At 68.7% G+C, this 16627-nt stretch carries 19 protein-coding genes; 16 read left to right on the top strand and 3 right to left on the bottom strand.

The features are described 5' to 3' along the window. Positions 1 to 9 precede the first annotated feature (9 nt). The 7 genes from QUE68_RS16050 to QUE68_RS16020 all read left to right on the top strand — a co-directional run bounded on the left by QUE68_RS16050 (position 10) and on the right by QUE68_RS16020 (position 6824). Positions 10 to 1818, top strand: coding sequence for a DUF2207 domain-containing protein (locus QUE68_RS16050; RefSeq protein ID WP_284227077.1), 1809 nt, complete (start codon positions 10 to 12; stop codon positions 1816 to 1818). Next, positions 1812 to 2360, top strand: a complete 549-nt coding sequence (locus tag QUE68_RS16045) for a LemA family protein (protein ID WP_284227076.1) — start codon at positions 1812 to 1814, stop codon at positions 2358 to 2360. The genes QUE68_RS16050 and QUE68_RS16045 overlap by 7 nt, the downstream gene beginning before the upstream one ends. Positions 2361 to 2364: 4 nt before the next feature. Beyond that, positions 2365 to 3291: a methionyl-tRNA formyltransferase gene (gene fmt, locus QUE68_RS16040; protein ID WP_284227075.1), complete on the top strand. Its 927-nt coding sequence runs from the start codon at positions 2365 to 2367 to the stop codon at positions 3289 to 3291. Next, positions 3288 to 4691 carry an RsmB/NOP family class I SAM-dependent RNA methyltransferase gene (locus QUE68_RS16035; protein WP_284227074.1) on the top strand — a complete coding sequence of 468 codons (1404 nt, stop codon included), beginning with the start codon at positions 3288 to 3290 and terminating at the stop codon, positions 4689 to 4691. The genes fmt and QUE68_RS16035 overlap by 4 nt, the downstream gene beginning before the upstream one ends. Positions 4692 to 4776: 85 nt before the next feature. Further along, positions 4777 to 5454, top strand: coding sequence for a ribulose-phosphate 3-epimerase (gene rpe, locus QUE68_RS16030; RefSeq protein WP_284227073.1), 678 nt, complete (start codon positions 4777 to 4779; stop codon positions 5452 to 5454). After that, entirely contained in the window at positions 5451 to 6452 is a 1002-nt protein-coding gene (gene ribD / locus QUE68_RS16025) for a bifunctional diaminohydroxyphosphoribosylaminopyrimidine deaminase/5-amino-6-(5-phosphoribosylamino)uracil reductase RibD (RefSeq protein ID WP_284227072.1), read from the top strand. The genes rpe and ribD overlap by 4 nt, the downstream gene beginning before the upstream one ends. Before the next feature lie 213 nt (positions 6453 to 6665). Then, positions 6666 to 6824, top strand: a complete 159-nt coding sequence (locus tag QUE68_RS16020) for a hypothetical protein (protein WP_284227071.1) — start codon at positions 6666 to 6668, stop codon at positions 6822 to 6824. Positions 6825 to 6833: 9 nt separating this feature from the next. On the opposite strand, the gene QUE68_RS16015 is transcribed toward QUE68_RS16020, so the two are convergent. Next, positions 6834 to 8390, bottom strand: a complete 1557-nt coding sequence (locus tag QUE68_RS16015; protein ID WP_284235815.1) for an MFS transporter — start codon at positions 8388 to 8390, stop codon at positions 6834 to 6836. Further along, the gene (locus QUE68_RS16010; RefSeq protein ID WP_284235816.1) at positions 8390 to 9085 is read right to left on the bottom strand and encodes an LppX_LprAFG lipoprotein; all 696 of its coding nucleotides are present in this window, start codon (positions 9083 to 9085) and stop codon (positions 8390 to 8392) included. Before QUE68_RS16010 ends, QUE68_RS16015 begins: the two co-directional genes overlap by 1 nt. 64 nt (positions 9086 to 9149) lie before the next feature. Here QUE68_RS16010 and QUE68_RS16005 point away from each other — a divergent pair, with 64 nt between their 5' ends. From QUE68_RS16005 to QUE68_RS15980, 6 genes are all read left to right on the top strand, one after another. Beyond that, positions 9150 to 9380 carry a hypothetical protein gene (locus QUE68_RS16005; RefSeq protein ID WP_284235817.1) on the top strand — a complete coding sequence of 77 codons (231 nt, stop codon included), beginning with the start codon at positions 9150 to 9152 and terminating at the stop codon, positions 9378 to 9380. Then, complete coding sequence (locus tag QUE68_RS16000) at positions 9329 to 9634, top strand: GNAT family N-acetyltransferase (RefSeq protein WP_284235818.1); 306 nt, start codon at positions 9329 to 9331, stop codon at positions 9632 to 9634. Before QUE68_RS16005 ends, QUE68_RS16000 begins: the two co-directional genes overlap by 52 nt. Before the next feature lie 14 nt (positions 9635 to 9648). Further along, positions 9649 to 10245, top strand: coding sequence for a riboflavin synthase (locus QUE68_RS15995; protein ID WP_284227066.1), 597 nt, complete (start codon positions 9649 to 9651; stop codon positions 10243 to 10245). Between the two features lie 133 nt (positions 10246 to 10378). After that, positions 10379 to 11710, top strand: coding sequence for a bifunctional 3,4-dihydroxy-2-butanone-4-phosphate synthase/GTP cyclohydrolase II (locus QUE68_RS15990; RefSeq protein WP_284227065.1), 1332 nt, complete (start codon positions 10379 to 10381; stop codon positions 11708 to 11710). Then, a complete protein-coding gene (gene ribH, locus QUE68_RS15985; RefSeq protein WP_284235819.1) occupies positions 11707 to 12189 on the top strand; it encodes a 6,7-dimethyl-8-ribityllumazine synthase in 483 nt (160 codons plus the stop codon). Before QUE68_RS15990 ends, ribH begins: the two co-directional genes overlap by 4 nt. Then, on the top strand, positions 12186 to 12650 hold the full coding sequence (locus QUE68_RS15980) for a PH domain-containing protein (RefSeq protein ID WP_284235820.1): 465 nt from the start codon (positions 12186 to 12188) through the stop codon (positions 12648 to 12650). Before ribH ends, QUE68_RS15980 begins: the two co-directional genes overlap by 4 nt. Here QUE68_RS15980 and QUE68_RS15975 read toward each other — a convergent pair. Beyond that, a complete protein-coding gene (locus QUE68_RS15975; protein ID WP_284235821.1) occupies positions 12637 to 13101 on the bottom strand; it encodes a GNAT family N-acetyltransferase in 465 nt (154 codons plus the stop codon). The two genes, QUE68_RS15980 and QUE68_RS15975, sit on opposite strands and share 14 nt — an antisense overlap. Before the next feature lie 46 nt (positions 13102 to 13147). Here QUE68_RS15975 and QUE68_RS15970 point away from each other — a divergent pair, with 46 nt between their 5' ends. Genes QUE68_RS15970 through murD form a run of 3 tightly spaced genes read left to right on the top strand, consistent with a single transcriptional unit; the run spans position 13148 to position 16588 of the window. Then, complete coding sequence (locus QUE68_RS15970) at positions 13148 to 13918, top strand: hypothetical protein (protein WP_284235822.1); 771 nt, start codon at positions 13148 to 13150, stop codon at positions 13916 to 13918. Further along, positions 13915 to 15261: a hypothetical protein gene (locus QUE68_RS15965; RefSeq protein WP_284235825.1), complete on the top strand. Its 1347-nt coding sequence runs from the start codon at positions 13915 to 13917 to the stop codon at positions 15259 to 15261. The genes QUE68_RS15970 and QUE68_RS15965 overlap by 4 nt, the downstream gene beginning before the upstream one ends. 1 nt (position 15262) lies before the next feature. Continuing rightward, on the top strand, positions 15263 to 16588 hold the full coding sequence (gene murD / locus QUE68_RS15960; protein WP_284235826.1) for a UDP-N-acetylmuramoyl-L-alanine--D-glutamate ligase: 1326 nt from the start codon (positions 15263 to 15265) through the stop codon (positions 16586 to 16588). The last annotated feature ends 39 nt before the right edge of the window (positions 16589 to 16627 follow it).

Below are 16627 nucleotides of genomic sequence, written 5' to 3'. Positions count from 1 at the left end.
GGAGGTGCAGTGAAGCGAGTACTTGGCTGGCTGATCCTGTTGGGCCTCATCGCCGTTGGCCTGTTCTGGCCCGTGCTGTTCCAGGGCACGTCTGCCTCGCCACCCGGTGACGACCCCGTGGTGATCAGCGACTACCAGGCCGATTTCACCGTCGGAGCCGACGGCACGCTGAACGCCGTCGAGACCATCCGCGGCGAGTTCCCGTCGGGCAGACACGGCATCTTCCGCTACTGGGACGTCGCCAATCCGAACAGCCCGAGAGTGCGGCAGGAGCCGACGGTCACCTCCATCCTGATGGATGGCGAGCCGGTGCCCTATCAGCTGCTGTCGGAGTCGGGTGATCGATTCCGGGTCGCCAAGATCGGTGACCCGGACAGCACCCTGCCGTGGGGCACGCACACCTACGAACTTCGCTACACCATCCCCGGCGTGCTCGATCCCGGAAGTACCGGCGAGAACCGTGACTTCGCGAACGTCGTCGGCGATCCGGAGTCCACGTCGGTGTTCTTCTGGAACGTGATCGCGCCGTCCTGGAACAACGTCATCCAGCGGGTCCGGGTTCGCGCGACGCTGCCGGCCGACGTCACGGGCGCAGAATGCGCCGTCGGCTTCGGCGACGGCCGCCCGTGCGATGGACTCTCCGTGTCGGGCAGCACCGTCGAACTCCGCGCGGAGAACTTGGCGCCGCGAACCCCGGTCACCATGAGGGCCGGCGTCGACGTACCGACCCCGGCGCGGATCAGCTTGCCGTGGTCCTACCCGTGGGACCCCGTCCTGGGACGGTCGCTCGGTGGCGTCGTCTGGGTGGTCGGACTGTCGGTGGCGGGGGCGCTGGTCGCCTACCTGTGGTACCGCACCACCGTCGAACCCGACCCCGGCTTCCCCGTCCAGTACGGCCCTCCGCCAGGACTGGGCCCGGTACAGACTGAGTACATCCGCACCGAGGCGGTACCCCAGAACGGACTGACAGCCACCCTGTTCCACCTCGCCGAGCGCAAGTTGGTCGACCTCAGGCAGGTCGACTCGGACAGCTGGCGAGTGCGCGGGACGGCGCAGAACTCAGCGTGGGCGGACGTGGATCCGGTGGCCGTCGCCGTCGGGTCGGCACTCAAGGTGATGGGCCCCGGCAAGGAGTTCATGGCCTCGAAATCGGTCACGGCGGGCAAGAAGCTCACCACGGCCAAGACCGACATGGCCGCGGCAGTGCAGATTTGGGCGACCGGTGAGGGTCTAATCGTCCAGCGCAAGAAGGAACTCTGGGTGCGTGCGGCCAACGCGCTGGCCGTGGTCCTCGCCATCTGCGCCTTCTTCCGCTGGGGCTTTCCCACCACCGCGTGGGCGTTGCCATTCGTCGCCTTCTTCCTGTTCTCGAGGCGGTCGTGGTCCGACGGCGTCGGCACCCGGCGCACCGAGGCTGGCCGCCGATTGTGGTCGCAGGCAGGTGGATTCCACCGTTTGCTCTCCACCGACTCGGCGGAGACCCGCTTCGACTTCGCGGCACGCAAGGACCTCTACACCGCCTACATCCCGTTCGCCATCGCGGGCGGCGCCGCGGCGATGTGGGCGAAGAAGTATAGTGAGACCGTGGGAGCCGTTGCCCCGCAGCCGGATTGGTACAATTCGTCGTCGACGTCGAGCGGATGGGGCTTCGGCGGTTCGTCCGGGGGTCCGAATTTCGACAGCTTCGAATCGGCCCTGTCGTCATCGATCGGTGCCTACACCGCGTCGCAGTCGTCGTCGTCCTCGTCGGGAGGTAGCAGCTCCAGTGGTGGGGGCGGTGGCGGCGGAGGCGGCGGCGGAGGAGGAGGCTCGTGGTGAGTTACGTCCTGATCTTGGTCGTTGTTCTACTCGTCCTCGTTCTCGTCGGATTCGTCATGGGGTACAACAAGATTCGTTCCGCTGACGTCCGGGTCTCGGAGGCACTGTCCGGTATCGACGTCGAGTTGACCCGCCGGGCGTCCCTCATTCCCAGCCTGGTGCACACCGTGCAGACCTTCGCCGCCCACGAGAAGGGCGTGCTCGACCACGTCACCGATGCGCGGGCGGCGCTCACGTCCGCGACCGGAGGGAAGTCCGTCGCGCAGCGCAGCGCCGCGGAACACGAGCTGGACACCGCCCTGGGCCCCCTGCTCGCGCTCGGTCAGACCTACCCCCAACTGAACTCGTCGAGCAACTTCCTCAACCTGCAGGACAATCTCGCCGACACCGAGAACAAGCTGGCCTTCGCCCGCCAGTACTACAACGATGCGGTCGCCACGCTGAACAAGGCCGTCACCACCATTCCGTGGATGTTCGTCGCGCCGCTGGCCGGAGTGTCCGAACGCGAGTACTACCAGCTCCCCACCGGAAGCGCCGGCTAGCGGCGTGCGCATCATCTTCGCGGGCACCCCGGAGCCCGCTCTCCCGTCCCTTCAGCGGCTAATCGCCTCCGAGAACCATGACGTGATCGCCGTGTTGACCCGGCCCGACGCCGCGTCCGGCCGACGCGGACGCCCCTCGCCGTCGCCGGTGGCGCAATTCGCCATCGACCACGGCATCCCCGTGTTGCGGCCTGACCGGCCCAACGGCGCCGAGTTCGTCGCCGAGCTGCACGATCTGGCACCCGACTGCTGCGCCGTGGTGGCGTACGGCGCGCTGCTGCGCGAGGGGCTGCTCGGGGTGCCACCCCTGGGTTGGATCAACCTGCACTTCTCCCTGCTTCCGGCCTGGCGGGGCGCCGCCCCCGTGCAGGCCGCGATCGCGGCAGGCGACGAGGTGACCGGGGCGACGACATTCCGGATCGAGCCGAGCCTCGACTCGGGTCCGGTCTTCGGCGTGGTGACCGAGACTATTCGCCCGACCGACACCGCGGGCGTACTGCTCGAACGGCTGTCGGTCTCGGGGGCCGTGCTCCTGGAGAGGACACTCGACGGCATCGCGGACCAATCACTCACCGCGGTACCGCAACCGGCCGACGGCGTGACCGTTGCGCCGAAGATCACGGTCGAGGAGGCCATGGTGCGCTGGGACCTACCCGCTCAGGTGGTCGACCGCAGGATCCGTGCCGTGACACCCAACCCCGGAGCCTGGAGCATGATCGGCGATCTGCGCGTGAAGGTCGGACCCGTCACCGTCGCGGAGGCAGAATCGTTGCCGCCCGGCAAGATTCGTACCGACCGTCGGGGGGTGTACGTCGGCACGGCGTCGGCACCGGTGCTCCTCGGTGAGATTCAGCCCCCCGGCAAGAAACCGATGAAGGCCGCCGACTGGGCCAGGGGTGCCCGCCTCGACGAGAACGCGAGCGCCACGTGAGCCGGCCCCACGGTGCTCGGCGCCGACCGCGCAAACCACTCGATCCGGCCCGCAAGGCGGCGTTCGACGTCCTGCGCGCCGTCTCGGAGCGCGACGCGTACGCCAACCTCGTGCTGCCCGCGCTGCTGCGGGAACGTCACGTCGCCGGGCGCGACGCCGCCTTCGCGACCGAACTGGCCTACGGCGCGTGCCGCGCACTCGGTCTGCTCGACGCCGTCATCGTCCACGCCGCGAACCGTCCCGTCGACCGCATCGACCCCGTGCTGCTCGACCTCCTGCGACTCGGCACCTATCAACTGCTGCGCACCCGAGTGGACGCCCACGCTGCGGTCGACACCACCGTCGAGCAGGCGGCCATCGAACTCGACACGGCGCGTGCGGGATTCGTCAACGGGACGTTGCGGACCATCGCCGCCCGCGACGAACAGTCCTGGGTCGCCGAGCTGGCACCGGCCGCCGACACCGACCCGGTCGGCCACCTGGCGTTCACCCATGCCCACCCGAGGTGGATCGCGCAGGCCTTCGCCGACGCCCTCGGCGCGGACGCCGCCGAGCTCGGGGCGTTGCTCGCCAGTGACGACGGCCGGCCGCTGGTGCATCTTGCCGCCCGGCCCGGTGTGCTGACGGCCGAAGACCTGGCGCGGGCCGCCGACGGTGAGGTCGGGCGCTACTCGCCGTATGCGGTCTACCTGTCGGGGGGTGACCCGGGCCAGCTCGACGCCGTGCGGGACGGGTCGGCGCAGGTGCAGGACGAGGGCAGTCAGCTCGTCGCCAGGGCGCTGACGTTGGCGCCGCTCGAGGGCCCCGATGAACGATGGCTGGACCTGTGCGCCGGCCCAGGCGGAAAGGCGTCGTTGCTCGGGGCCATCGCCGCCGACGCCGGTGCCCTCGTGACGGCGATCGAGCCCACGCCCCACCGAGCCGAACTCGTCGAGCAGGCGGTGCGCGGTTTGGGCGTCGAGGTGCTCCGCGTCGACGGGCGCGAATCGGGTCTGCCTGCTGCGTCGTTCGACCGGGTGCTCGTCGACGCGCCGTGCACCGGGCTGGGAGCGCTCCGGCGTAGGCCAGAGGCGCGGTGGCGACGCCAACCCGGTGACGTCCCCGCGCTGGCGAAGCTCCAGAAGCAACTGCTGGCCGCCGCCATCGCGCTGACCCGCGACGGCGGTGTGGTGCTGTACGCCACGTGCTCGCCGCACCTCGCGGAGACGGTCGGGGTGGTGGCCGACGCGCTGCGCCGCCAACCCGTGCAGGCGATCGACACCCGGCCGCTGTTCGATGCCGGCGTCACGCCGATGACGGGTCTCGGGTCCGGCCCGCACGTGCAGCTGTGGCCGCACCGGCACGGTACCGACGCGATGTTCGCGGCAGCGCTTCGCGTGCAGCGGTCATCGCCCACATAAACGCCCAGGGTCGCTTCGCTCCTGCCCGCGCAGATATTCCCCCCGGGTCGCTTCGCTCCTGCCCGCCGTACCTAAGCTGGCCGCCATGGCACAACCCCTGATCGCTCCGTCGATCCTGGCCGCCGACTTCGCCCGGCTCGCCGAGGAGACCGCCGCAGTCGTCGGCTCCGACTGGCTTCACGTCGACGTGATGGACAACCACTTCGTGCCGAACCTGACCCTGGGTCTGCCCGTGGTGGAGAGTCTGCTCGAGGCGACCGACATCCCGATGGACTGTCACCTGATGATCGACGATCCCGCGCGTTGGGCCCCTCCGTACGCGGAGGCCGGCGCATACAACGTCACGTTCCACGCCGAGGCGACCGACGATCCCGTGGGCGTGGCCCGTGACATCCGGGCGGCGGGCGCCAAGGCCGGTCTGAGCGTGAAACCCGGCACCCCGATCGAGCCCTACCTCGACATCCTCCGTCACTTCGACACGCTGCTGGTGATGTCGGTGGAGCCGGGGTTTGGCGGCCAGAAGTTCATGCCCGAGGTGCTGCCCAAGGTCGCAGCCGTGCGGAGGTTGGTCGACGCGGGCGAGCTGACGATCGTCGTGGAGATCGACGGCGGTATCAACGCCGACACCATCGAGGCCGCCGCTGAAGCGGGTGTGGACTGCTTCGTGGCGGGATCGGCCGTGTTCGGCGCGGCGGACCCGGCGCTCGCCGTGGCGAACCTGCGGCGTCAGGCTGCCTCGGCGTCCAAGCACCTGAGGGCATGAACGTCGAGGACGCGATGCGGTCGGCCATCGCCCAGGCCGATGCCGTCAAGGGCACCACGTATCCGAATCCGCCCGTCGGTGCGGTCATCCTGGACCGCGAGGGTGCCATCGCCGGGGTGGGCGCGACGCAACCCACCGGAGGTCCGCACGCGGAGATCGTGGCGCTGCGACGGGCGGGCGAGCGCGCAGTGGGAGGTACCGCGGTCGTCACACTCGAGCCGTGCAGCCACCACGGCCGGACGCCCCCATGCGTGGATGCACTTGTCGCAGCAGGTATTTCGACCGTGGTCTATGCCGTCGACGATCCCAACCCGGTGGCGGCGGGCGGGGCGAAGGGGCTGGCCGATGCTGGCCGGACGGTCCAGGCGGGCGTGCTCGGTGACGACGTCGCCGGGGGAGCGTTGCGGGAGTGGCTGCACCGGCAGCGCACCGGCAGGCCGCACGTCACGTGGAAGTTCGCCTCCAGCATCGACGGCCGCAGCGCCGCCGCCGACGGCAGCAGCCAGTGGATCACCAGCGAGGCGGCGCGTGTCGACGTCCACCGCCTGCGCGCGGCCGCCGACGCGATCATCGTGGGAACCGGCACCGTGTTCTTCGACGATCCGACGTTGACGGCGCGCCTGCCCGACGGCTCGTTGTGCGAGCGGCAACCGTTGCGCGTAGTGGTCGGGGAGCGGGAGATCTCTCCGGACGCCAGGGTCCTCAACGACGACTCCCGAACCATGGTGATCCGCACCCGCGAGCCCCACGAGGTGATCCAGGCATTGTCGGACCGAACCGACGTGCTGCTCGAGGGGGGACCGACGCTCGCGGGAGCCTTCCTGCGTGCCGGGTTGATCGATCGCATCCTCGGCTACGTGGCGCCGATCCTGCTCGGTGGTCCGATCACCGCCGTCGACGACGTGGGCGTGGCCAGCATCACTGCGGCGCAGAAGTGGCGCTACGACGGCGTGCTGCGTCTGGGCCCCGATCTTCGGATGAGCCTGGTTCCCGGCTGAGCCATGGCAAACCTCGAGGCGGTGAGACCTGCGATTCGCTTGGGCGCCAATGTGACTCGCATCACCCACGGAATACCGCCGTTGGGGGACTCGTTACCGGTTTGAGACCTCGGGGCCCTCTTGCGGAGCATGTCGGCGACGGTTGTCCACGTAAAATCGGAACCAAGATCGCGACCACCCGGGCCCACTGCCCATCGAAGAAGGACGAGAGCAATGACTGCACTGCAGGACTGGCTCAGCTTTCGCCCCGTCGATCAGGGCGCCATCGTGGACATGGTCTTCCGGCCATTGCGTGCGGTGCTGGGCACGCAAGACGCCGATGAGGCGCGTCCGGAAGTCAAGCTGATCACGCCGGGCGTCGAACGCTGCTGACCGGACCGACTAGGTCCTGGCGCTGACGGCTTGGGTCGCGGCGTCTGGCTCCTCGGCCTGCTGGTGCTTACCGGTGATCAACAATCCAAGGACCGCGCCCACTGCGCACACGATCATCGTGATGAAGAAGATCTGGCCGTACTGCATCGTGTAGGCGGTCTTCACGTTGGCGGCGAGTTGCGCGCCGATCTCCATCAGGTTGGTGCCCTTGGGTTTCGGCATCTCCGCGAGGTACTGGTTGAACTTGTATAGGCCCCAGGCGCTGAGCGAGGCGAGCCCGATCAACATGCCGATCATGCGAGAGACGACGACCGACGCAGAGGCGATTCCGTGCTGGGCGCCGGGGACGGCCCGCAACGTCGCCGACGTGAGGGGACCGATGACCAGGCCGAGGCCAACACCTGCGAGCACCAGATCGGTCTCGAAGGCGGGTACGGAGAACAGCCCGAGGTCGTGACGGGTAGACATCACGTCCACGGTCCAGTGCGACACCAGCCAGTACGCGAAGCTGGCGATCAGCAGGCCGACGAACGCCATGATGCGGTCCCCGATCTTGGTGGCGATCCAGCCGCCGATCACGGCGCCGACCGGGAGTGCGCCGAGGAACCACGCCAGCAGGAAGACGGTCTCGGTCTGCTCCTTGCCCAGTACGCCCTGGCCGAACAGCTCGACGTTGACCAGGGTGACCATCAGCGCCGCGCCGGTGCACAGCGACGCGCCGAGGGCCGCGAGGAACGGCCCGAACCTCACGCCGGTCGGGTCGATGAGTCGGGTGGTGGCGAACTTCTCCCAGACGAAGAACGCGATCGTCACTACCAGCGCGACGCCCAGGACCGGCAAACCCCAGCTTGGGAAGACCTGCTTGCCGTCTGGCGAGGGGTTGTACATGCCGAAGACCATCAGCCCCAGGGCGACCGCGAGCAACAGCCCGCCGACGACGTCGACCTTCTCCCTGGGCCCGTCCTCGTCCTTGGCGGGCAGGCTGAAGTGGATCATCACCATGGCGATGATCGCGAGCGGCACGTTGATCCAGAACACGTCGCGCCACGTACTCAAGGCCCACACCACGGCGACGCCGTAGAGCGGTCCCAGCACGGCGCCGAGTTCCTGTGCTGCCCCGATGCCACCGAGTACGGACGCCCGGTTGCGCTCGGCCCACAGGTCGGCGGCCAGCGCGAGGGTGACGGGCAACAGCGCACCGCTCGCGGTGCCCTGGATCGCGCGTCCGATGACCATGGTGAACAGGTCGGATGACAGCGCGGTGACCACCGATCCGGCGGCAAAGCCCGCCAGGCTGAGCTGCAGAACCAGCTTGCGGCCGAACCGGTCCGAAGCGCGACCCAGCAGGGGCATCGCTGCGATGTAGCCAAGCAGGTACATGGTGATGACCGGGGTGACGCGCTGAATCTGATTCAGCGAGATCCCGATGTCCCGCATGATGTCGTTGATGATCGCGATGACGACATAGGTGTCCAGCGCACCCAGCAGCACGGCGAGGCCGCCCGCGGTGATCGCGATGCGCCGGCTGGACGCCTTCGGCTCGATCGCGCCGTGGGCCCCGGCCATTACGCGGCGGGCTTGGTGACGGTCACGCTCTTGCCCCAGTCGGTCAGCGTCATCTGAACGCTGTTGCTCTGACTCGGATCGAGCTTGGCCTGCACCAGTTCGTGGTCGCCGTCCTCCTTGATCCAGGCGGTCGCGGGGACGGGACCGGTGGCACCGACGTCGGCGAGGCCGTTGACGGCGTCGGCGGTCACGGTGCCGGTCACCTTCACGGTGTCGACCCCGTTGATGGTTTCGCGGCCGTCGGCCTTCGCTTCGGTGAAGTTGGCGAGGACGTTGGCCAGTCCGACGTCGGGGTTCAGGATCTTCGACACGTCGTAGATCTCCGACGCGGGGCCGAAGTTGGTGAAGCTGCCGGGAGTCAGCGCGCCGTACAGGTCGCCGTCGGCGACCACGAAGTCGACGTCCTTGAACGTCTGGCCGAAGGCGATGATGCTGGCCTTGCCCTGGGCGGCGACCACCGGGGTGTTCGTGAGGTCACCACCGAGGGTTTCGATGGGCAGCTCTGGAATCTTGCCCGTGACCGTGAGCTCGAGGTGCACGCTCTGCTGCTTACTGGTGGTCTCGTTGGAGTCCTTGACCAGAGTTGCTCCGTCGGGCAGTGGTGCGCTGGACTTCTCTGACGAGCTGCAGCCCGCGATGAGCAGGAGCGCAGCGAAGAGGGACACGAGGACGGCAATGCGAGGGCGCGTCGGCATGGTTGCATCGTAGTGGGTGCGAATGGGTGGACCTTTGCGGCGGGCACCGGGTAGGAGTAGAGCGGTGCTGGTGTTTCGCGCGGTTCCCTCCGACGTCGGCGATGCCGCGGCGCTGGTCGCGGCAATGCTCGACGAGATGCGCGCGCTGTACTGGGACCTCGGCGCAGAGGGATCCGGCGGCTTGGACCTCGACGCGCCCGACATGCCGAGGGCGGGCCGACGGAACTGGGTCCGCCGGGCGGCGTGTTCCTCGTCGGATACCGCGACGGGGTGGCGTTGTGCGGCGGTGGCCTGAAGCGACTGCCCGACGGCGCCTGCGAGATCAAACGGATGTACGTCACCCCCGAGGCGCGCGGTCAGGGGCTGGCACGTGAGCTGCTCTACGCGCTGGAGGACGCCGCGCGGGGGCTTGGTTACATGGTGTCGCGGTTGGACACGGGACCACGTCAACCGGAGGCGCAGCGCCTCTACGAGCGGGAGGGCTACATCCCGGTGGCCAACTTCAACGACAACCCGGTGGCCACCTACTTCGGGCAGAAGCAACTCTGACTAGCCTGGTCAGCATGTTCACCGGCATCGTCGAAGAGTTGGGTGAGGTCGTCGGCAAGGAGGATCTCACCGACGCCGCACGTTTCGTCATCCGTGGTCCCCTCGTCACGACCGACGCCGGTCACGGCGATTCAATCGCCGTCAACGGCGTCTGTCTCACAGTCGTGGAACTGCTCGCCGACGGGGCGTTCACCGCCGACGTGATGGCCGAGACCCTCAACCGCTCGAGCCTGCAGGGAGTCGAGGTGGGCAGCCACGTCAACCTCGAACGGGCGGCGGCCCTCAACAGCAGGCTGGGCGGGCACATCGTGCAGGGCCACGTGGACGGCACCGGACGCGTTCTGGCGCGGACGCCGTCGGAGCACTGGGAAGTGGTGCGCATCTCACTGCCGGTATCGCTGTCGCGCTACGTGGTGGAGAAGGGGTCGATCACCGTTGACGGCATCTCGCTGACGGTCTCCAGCCTGGGGCCCGACTGGTTCGAGGTGTCGCTCATCCCGACCACGCTGCAGATGACGACGTTGGGGCGGGCCGGCGTCGGCATACCGGTCAACCTCGAGGTCGACGTCATCGCGAAGTATGTCGAGCGGCTGCTTTCCCACCAGCCCTGATTGCAACGTCGGCCCTGTTCGCCGGGGTCCCGAAGGAGCGGGCAATAAGTGTCACGCCGAATTGGTTCATACTGATGGACGATCAAGGGTGCGGTGCACGATGGTCCCGATCGGGACGGCAAGGGTGGCAGAGATGACGAGGCTGGATTCCGTCGAACGGGCGATAGCCGACATCGCGGCGGGCAAGGCCGTCGTGGTCATCGATGACGAGGACCGCGAGAACGAGGGCGACCTGATCTTCGCGGCCGAGAAGGCCACCCCGGAACTGGTCGCGTTCATGGTGCGGTACACCTCCGGCTACCTGTGCGTGCCGCTGTCGGGTGAGGTCTGCGACCGGCTCGGCCTGCTGCCGATGTACGCGGTGAACCAGGACAAGCACGGCACCGCCTACACCGTGACCGTCGACGCCAAGAGAGATGTCGGAACCGGCATTTCGGCGTCCGACCGCGCCACCACCATGCGTCTGCTCGCCGACCCGACGGCCATTGCCGGCGACTTCACCCGGCCGGGACACGTGGTACCGCTGCGCGCTAAGGAGGGCGGTGTGCTCCGCCGCCCCGGCCACACGGAGGCGGCGGTCGACCTGGCCAAACTCGCCGGCCTGCAACCCGCCGGCGCCATCTGCGAGATCGTCAGCCAGAAGGACGAGGGCGAGATGGCCCAGACCGACGAGCTGCGGGTGTTCGCCGACGACCACGGTCTGGCACTCATCTCGATCGCCGACCTGATCGAGTGGCGGCGCAAGCACGAGAAGCACATCGTGCGGATCGCCGAAGCTCGCATTCCCACCCGCCACGGGGAGTTCCGCGCGGTGGGCTACACCAGCATCTACGACGACGTCGAACACGTCGCCCTGGTGCGCGGCGACATCGTCGGACCGGAGAGCGACGGGCACGACGTCCTCGTTCGCGTGCACTCCGAATGCCTGACCGGTGACGTCTTCGGTTCGCGGCGCTGCGACTGCGGCCCCCAGCTCGACGCCGCCATGGCGATGGTCGCTCGCGAGGGCCGGGGCGTCGTGCTCTACATGCGCGGACACGAGGGCCGCGGCATCGGGCTCCTGCACAAGCTGCAGGCCTATCAGCTGCAGGACGCCGGCGACGACACCGTCGACGCCAATCTCAAGCTCGGGCTGCCCGCCGATGCCAGGGACTACGGCATCGGGGCGCAGATCCTGGTCGACCTCGGGATCCGTTCGATGCGGCTGCTGACCAACAATCCCGCCAAGCGGGTCGGTCTCGACGGTTACGGGCTGCACATCATCGAGCGGGTACCGCTGCCGGTGCGCGCCAACTCGGAGAACATTCGCTACCTGATGACCAAGCGCGACCGGATGGGCCACGACCTGACCGGGCTCGACGACTACGACGAGTCGGTCAAGATGAACGGCTACGACGAGGGCGTCTACCTGCTCGGCGACCGTCTGCCTCCGACGGCGACCGATCCCGGCAGCGTGACCACGTGAGCGGTGGCGCAGGGGTTCCGGACATGCCGCCGGTCGATGCCTCGGGTCTGACGCTGGCGATCGTGGCGAGCACCTGGCACACCGAGATCTGCGACGCCCTGCTCGACGGTGCGCGTCGCACCGCCGCGGCATCCGGCGTCGAGGACCCGGACGTGATCCGGGTGCTCGGTGCCATCGAAATACCTGTCGTGGCACAACAATTGGCCAAGTCACATGATGCCGTCGTCGCACTTGGCGTCGTGATCCGGGGTCAGACACCGCATTTCGACTACGTGTGCGACGCGGTGACCCAGGGTTTGACCCGGGTATCGCTCGACGAGGGCACCCCGGTGGCCAATGGCGTCCTCACCACGAACGACGAGAAGCAGGCGCTCGACCGTGCGGGGTTGCCGGGCTCCGCGGAGGACAAGGGCGCCCAGGCCGCCGCCGCCGCCCTGTCGACGGCGCTGACACTGCGCGACCTGCGCCAGAAGCCGTGACCGACGCCGCTGCCGGCATCGACCTCGAGGTCAGGCCCCACCTGACGCCCTACTTCGCCTACGGCGCCGCCTTCGTGATCGCCGCGGCCCACATCGCCGTCGGCTTCCTGCTGAAGGTCGGCACGTCCGGAGTGATCTTCCAGACCGCCGATCAGGTGGCCATCGGACTGCTCGGCATCATCATCGGAGGCCTGGTCCTGGTGTTCGCCCGACCCCGGCTGCAGGTCGGTCCCGGTGGTCTGCGCGTACGAAACCTGTTGAGCTACCGTCTCATCCCGTGGTCCGACGTCGTCGACGTCACCTTTCCACCGGGGGCTCGCTGGGCGAGGGTCGATCTTCCCGATGACGAGTACATCCCGCTGATGGCGATCCAGTCCGTCGACAAGGGCCGCGCCGTCGACGCGATGGACGCCGTGCGGATCCTGGTGTCGCGCTATCGCCCCGACGTCACCCGACCATGAGGGACATGGTGAGTTCGGTGGCCGTCGTCGATGCGCCGACCACTCCGAAACCCAACCGCTCGTAGACACCGCGGGCCGTGGCGTTGGCGGCGTCGACACGCAGGGTCACGATGCGCGCCCGCTGACTGCGGGCCCAGTCGATCGCGGCGCTGACCAGATCGTGTCCGAGGCCGCGACCGCGCGCGTGCGGTTCCAGCCACAGTGAATACAGGTACACCGCCTCAGCGCCCTGCCGCTGTGCGCCGATGAGTCCGACGAGGTGGTCGTCGACCAGGACCGCGAACTGGGCGTGCGCACGCAGCCGGCGCCGCCACTGCGCCGCCGTGAACGTCATCTCGTGGCGGTACTGCAGGTTCCCGGCGCCGAGGGTGTCGGTCAACGCGCGAAGCCGGAGAGTGGCGAACACGCGCCAGTCGGATTCGGTGAGCCGGGTGACCATCGGGGCACTCATGCGGCGTCGCCAGGACCCTTCGTCGGTACGTTAGAATGCGCAGACAGTGAGCCATTTTCGCACGTCGGTGACCACTCTGGAACCCGACCTCCGTACCCTCTGTGCCGCCCAGCTGACCGCGCGGCCCGGGACGTCGCCCACCATCACGATCCCGATGGTTCCCGGGCGCCGACCCGATGCCGATCTCGTCTGGCGCCACCTGCGGGAGCCTGCCGAGTTCTTCGCCATCCGCATGCCCACGGCCGGTGACGTGGCGGCCGCGCTGTCGGCCTTCGCCGCCGGTCTCCCGGACGCCACGTCCGCCCCGCTGATCGCCGCGAGCGTCACCCTCGTCGAGGCCGACGGCGATCCGCAGATTTTGGTGTCGGGCGCGGCGGTGCGACCGCTGCGGGCCGAGCCGGTCCGCATCGCCGGTGACCAGTCGGTGCGCCATGCCCACCGCGCCTCGGATCCCTGGTGGCAGCGGATGGCCGCACGGACGGTCAGCAGGGCCGACGTCGATCAGTGCGAGCGCTGGCTGAACGGCCGGGGCTACGCCGACGGGTTGTCCGACGGGGAGCCGCTCCTCGGCGCCCTGGTCTTCCAGGCCTCCGGCGGCTGTGTCGGAGTGGAGAACGCGGAGCCGACGTCGGTCCTCGATCAGCTGGCGGCGTGCGGTGCGCTGGCGCCGATCAGCCGGATCGACGCGCCCTCGCCCGACGCGGACCGCGTCTGGTGGGTGTCACCGCGCTACGAGATCCATCCCGTCGCCGAGCTCGACGGGAAGGCGTGGCCCGTGGACGTCGAGACGGTACCGGCGTTCGCGAGATGGTCATGAGCGGCTTCGATCCGTCGTCGTTTCGGGCGATGACGATCGACGGCTACGACGTGTCGCCCGACGGTGTGTTCAGCGCCCATTACACGTTGCGCGCCAACGTTTCCCACGATGCCGCGGACGAGTCCTTCACCGAGGTGGTGGACTTCGGTGCCGCGCTCGGTGATCGCGCTCCCGACGACCGCCTGCTGCGCCTGCTCGCACTGACCTGCTCGCTGAGCTACTACAAGGCCGCTGCCCCGCCGCGTATCGACATCGCCTTCCCCACGGGTGAGTTCGAGCGCGGGTACCTGCGTGAGCTCATCGCGGGCGGACTCGGCGAATTCGCCTACCGCAACGCACTTCCCGACGCGCTGACACCCGAGATCGCCGGACCCGACGCCGCTCCGGTGACCGCAGGCGGGGACGCCTGGGACGCCGACGCCGAACCGCTGGTGCCGGTCGGTGGTGGCAAGGACTCGGTCGTCAGCATCGAAGCACTCAAGCGCCAGGGCTTTCGTCCCACGCTGTTCAGCGTGAACAAGTTCGACCCCATCGACCGGTGCATCGAGATCAGCGGACTCGACAGTCTCCGGGTGACGCGCCGCATCGACCGACGACTCATCGAGGCCAACGACCGGGGCGCGCACAACGGGCACGTTCCCGTCACGGCGATCAACAGCGTCATCGGGCTCATCGTCGCCGACGCGAACGGCCTCGGCCCGGTCGTGTTGTCCAACGAGCGGTCGTCCAACGTCGGCAACATCACGTGGCTCGGCCGTGACGTCAATCATCAATGGTCCAAGAGCATTTCCTACGAGTCACTCCTGCGGGACACCCTGAGCGCCTACGGCCTGAACCCGGACCGTTACTTCTCGCTGCTTCGGCCGCTGTCGGAGTCCGAGATCGCCGACCGGTTCCGTGGCAGCCCGCAGTACTTCCGCGACTTCATCAGCTGCAACCGCCCGTTCGCGATCGACTCGGGGCGCCGGGGTGCCACCTGGTGCGGGCACTGCCCCAAGTGCCTTTTCGTCTACGGCCTCATGGCGCCGCGACTGGGTCGCGCGGAGGTCGAGGCCATCTTCGGTCACGATCTCTACGCCGACGTGGCAAACCGGCCCGGGTTCGAGGACATCGTGGGCCTCGGTGTGCACAAGCCGTTCGAATGCGTCGGCGAATACTACGAGGCGGCCGAGTCCCTGCTGTCGGTTCTCGACGACGACGAGTGGGAAGGCGTTCCCCTGGTCGAGGAATTCCGTTCTCGGCGCACCGAACTCGAGAAGGTCGCCACCTCCGACGACTCGGCGCAAGAGGGGGCGACAGCGGTGAACTTCGTTCCCGCCCGGTACCTCGCCGCACTGGCGTGACATGACCACCTCACCGTCGGACGTGACCGGCCTCACCGTCGGCATCTGGGGGTTCGGCCGGGAGGGCGTGTCGATGGCGCGAACCGCCGCCGCGGCGGGTGCGGCCCGCATCGAGGCGGTGGACGACGTGGGCCGACGCCCCTACGAGGAGCCCGCCGGCATCGCAGGTCTCGAGGTGTTCCGCGGCCCCGAACACCTCGACCGACTGCGGGCGTGCGACGTCGTCTTCGTCAGCCCCGGTGTGCCTTGGCGGCAACCCGTCTTCGCGGATCTGCGCCGCTCGGGAATCCGAATCTCCAGTGCCGCAGACTGGTTCATGTCTCGCCACGGTGCGGCGACGATCGGGGTCACCGGCACGAAGGGTAAGAGCACCACCGCGTCGTTCCTGGGCCACCTCCTTCGGCAGCTCGGGGTCCACGCCGTCGTCGCGGGTAACATCGGCACGCCGCTGTCGGATCTCACACCCGGCCCCGGCGTCGTTGTCGTCGCCGAATTGTCCAGCCAGCAGGCGGCCTTGCTCACGACGTCACCCGCCGTGGCCGTGATCACCAACCTCTACGAGGACCATCTGGATTGGCACGGCGACAAGGACTCCTACCACCTCGCCAAGGCCAACGTCTTCCGCAACGGCGCCCGCTCGCTGGTCACGACCCGGGAAGTGGTGACCACCCTCGAGCGCCTAGGGGTGCCGCCGACCCACCTGGAACTTCGACTCGCCGACCCCGAGCAGGTGCGGCGCATCGCCGGGGGCGAGCGAAGCGACGGGCGCGCGGTGATGAGCTATGAGCACAACCTGGTGAACGGGGCGCTGGCTGCCCTCGCCGCCGCGGAGGTGATCGGTCGGCCGGTGACGGCCGCCGAGTTCGACGCCGCCGTCGATGACTACCAGGGGCTGCCGCACCGGCTGCAGACCGTGCGGACCACCGGACGCCTCCGATGGATCGACGACACCCTGGCGACGACGGGGGAGAGCGTCGTCGCCGCACTCCGCGCGATGCGGGCCGATGAGCACGTGGCGGTGATCGTGGGCGGGATGGATCGTCAGCTGAACTACGACCAGGTCGACGGGTACCTGTGCAGCGGCGAACGCCGGGTGACGCTGATCCAGTCACCGACCAACGGCGCCGCCATCGGGCAGACGTTCGCGGCCGCGCATCCGTCGCGCACCCACCTGGTGCACAGTCTCGAGGCGGCGGTGCGGACGGCGGCGTCGCTGCCCGACGTCGACGTCGTCCTCCTGTCACCGGGAGCGGCCAGCTACGACCTGTTCGCCAACTACGAGGCGAAGGCCGCCGCGTACCGCGGTTTCATCGATGCGCTGAGCTGAGGGTTTCGGGTCGCACGCGTCCGGTGGCCTCCACGTGTC

The sequence above is a fragment of the Mycolicibacterium sp. TUM20985 genome, assembly GCF_030295745.1.
In the GTDB taxonomy this organism is placed as follows: Bacteria; Actinomycetota; Actinomycetes; order Mycobacteriales; family Mycobacteriaceae; genus Mycobacterium.
Note: the sequence above shows the minus strand (reverse complement) of the source record. Positions and strands in the feature narration are given on the sequence as shown.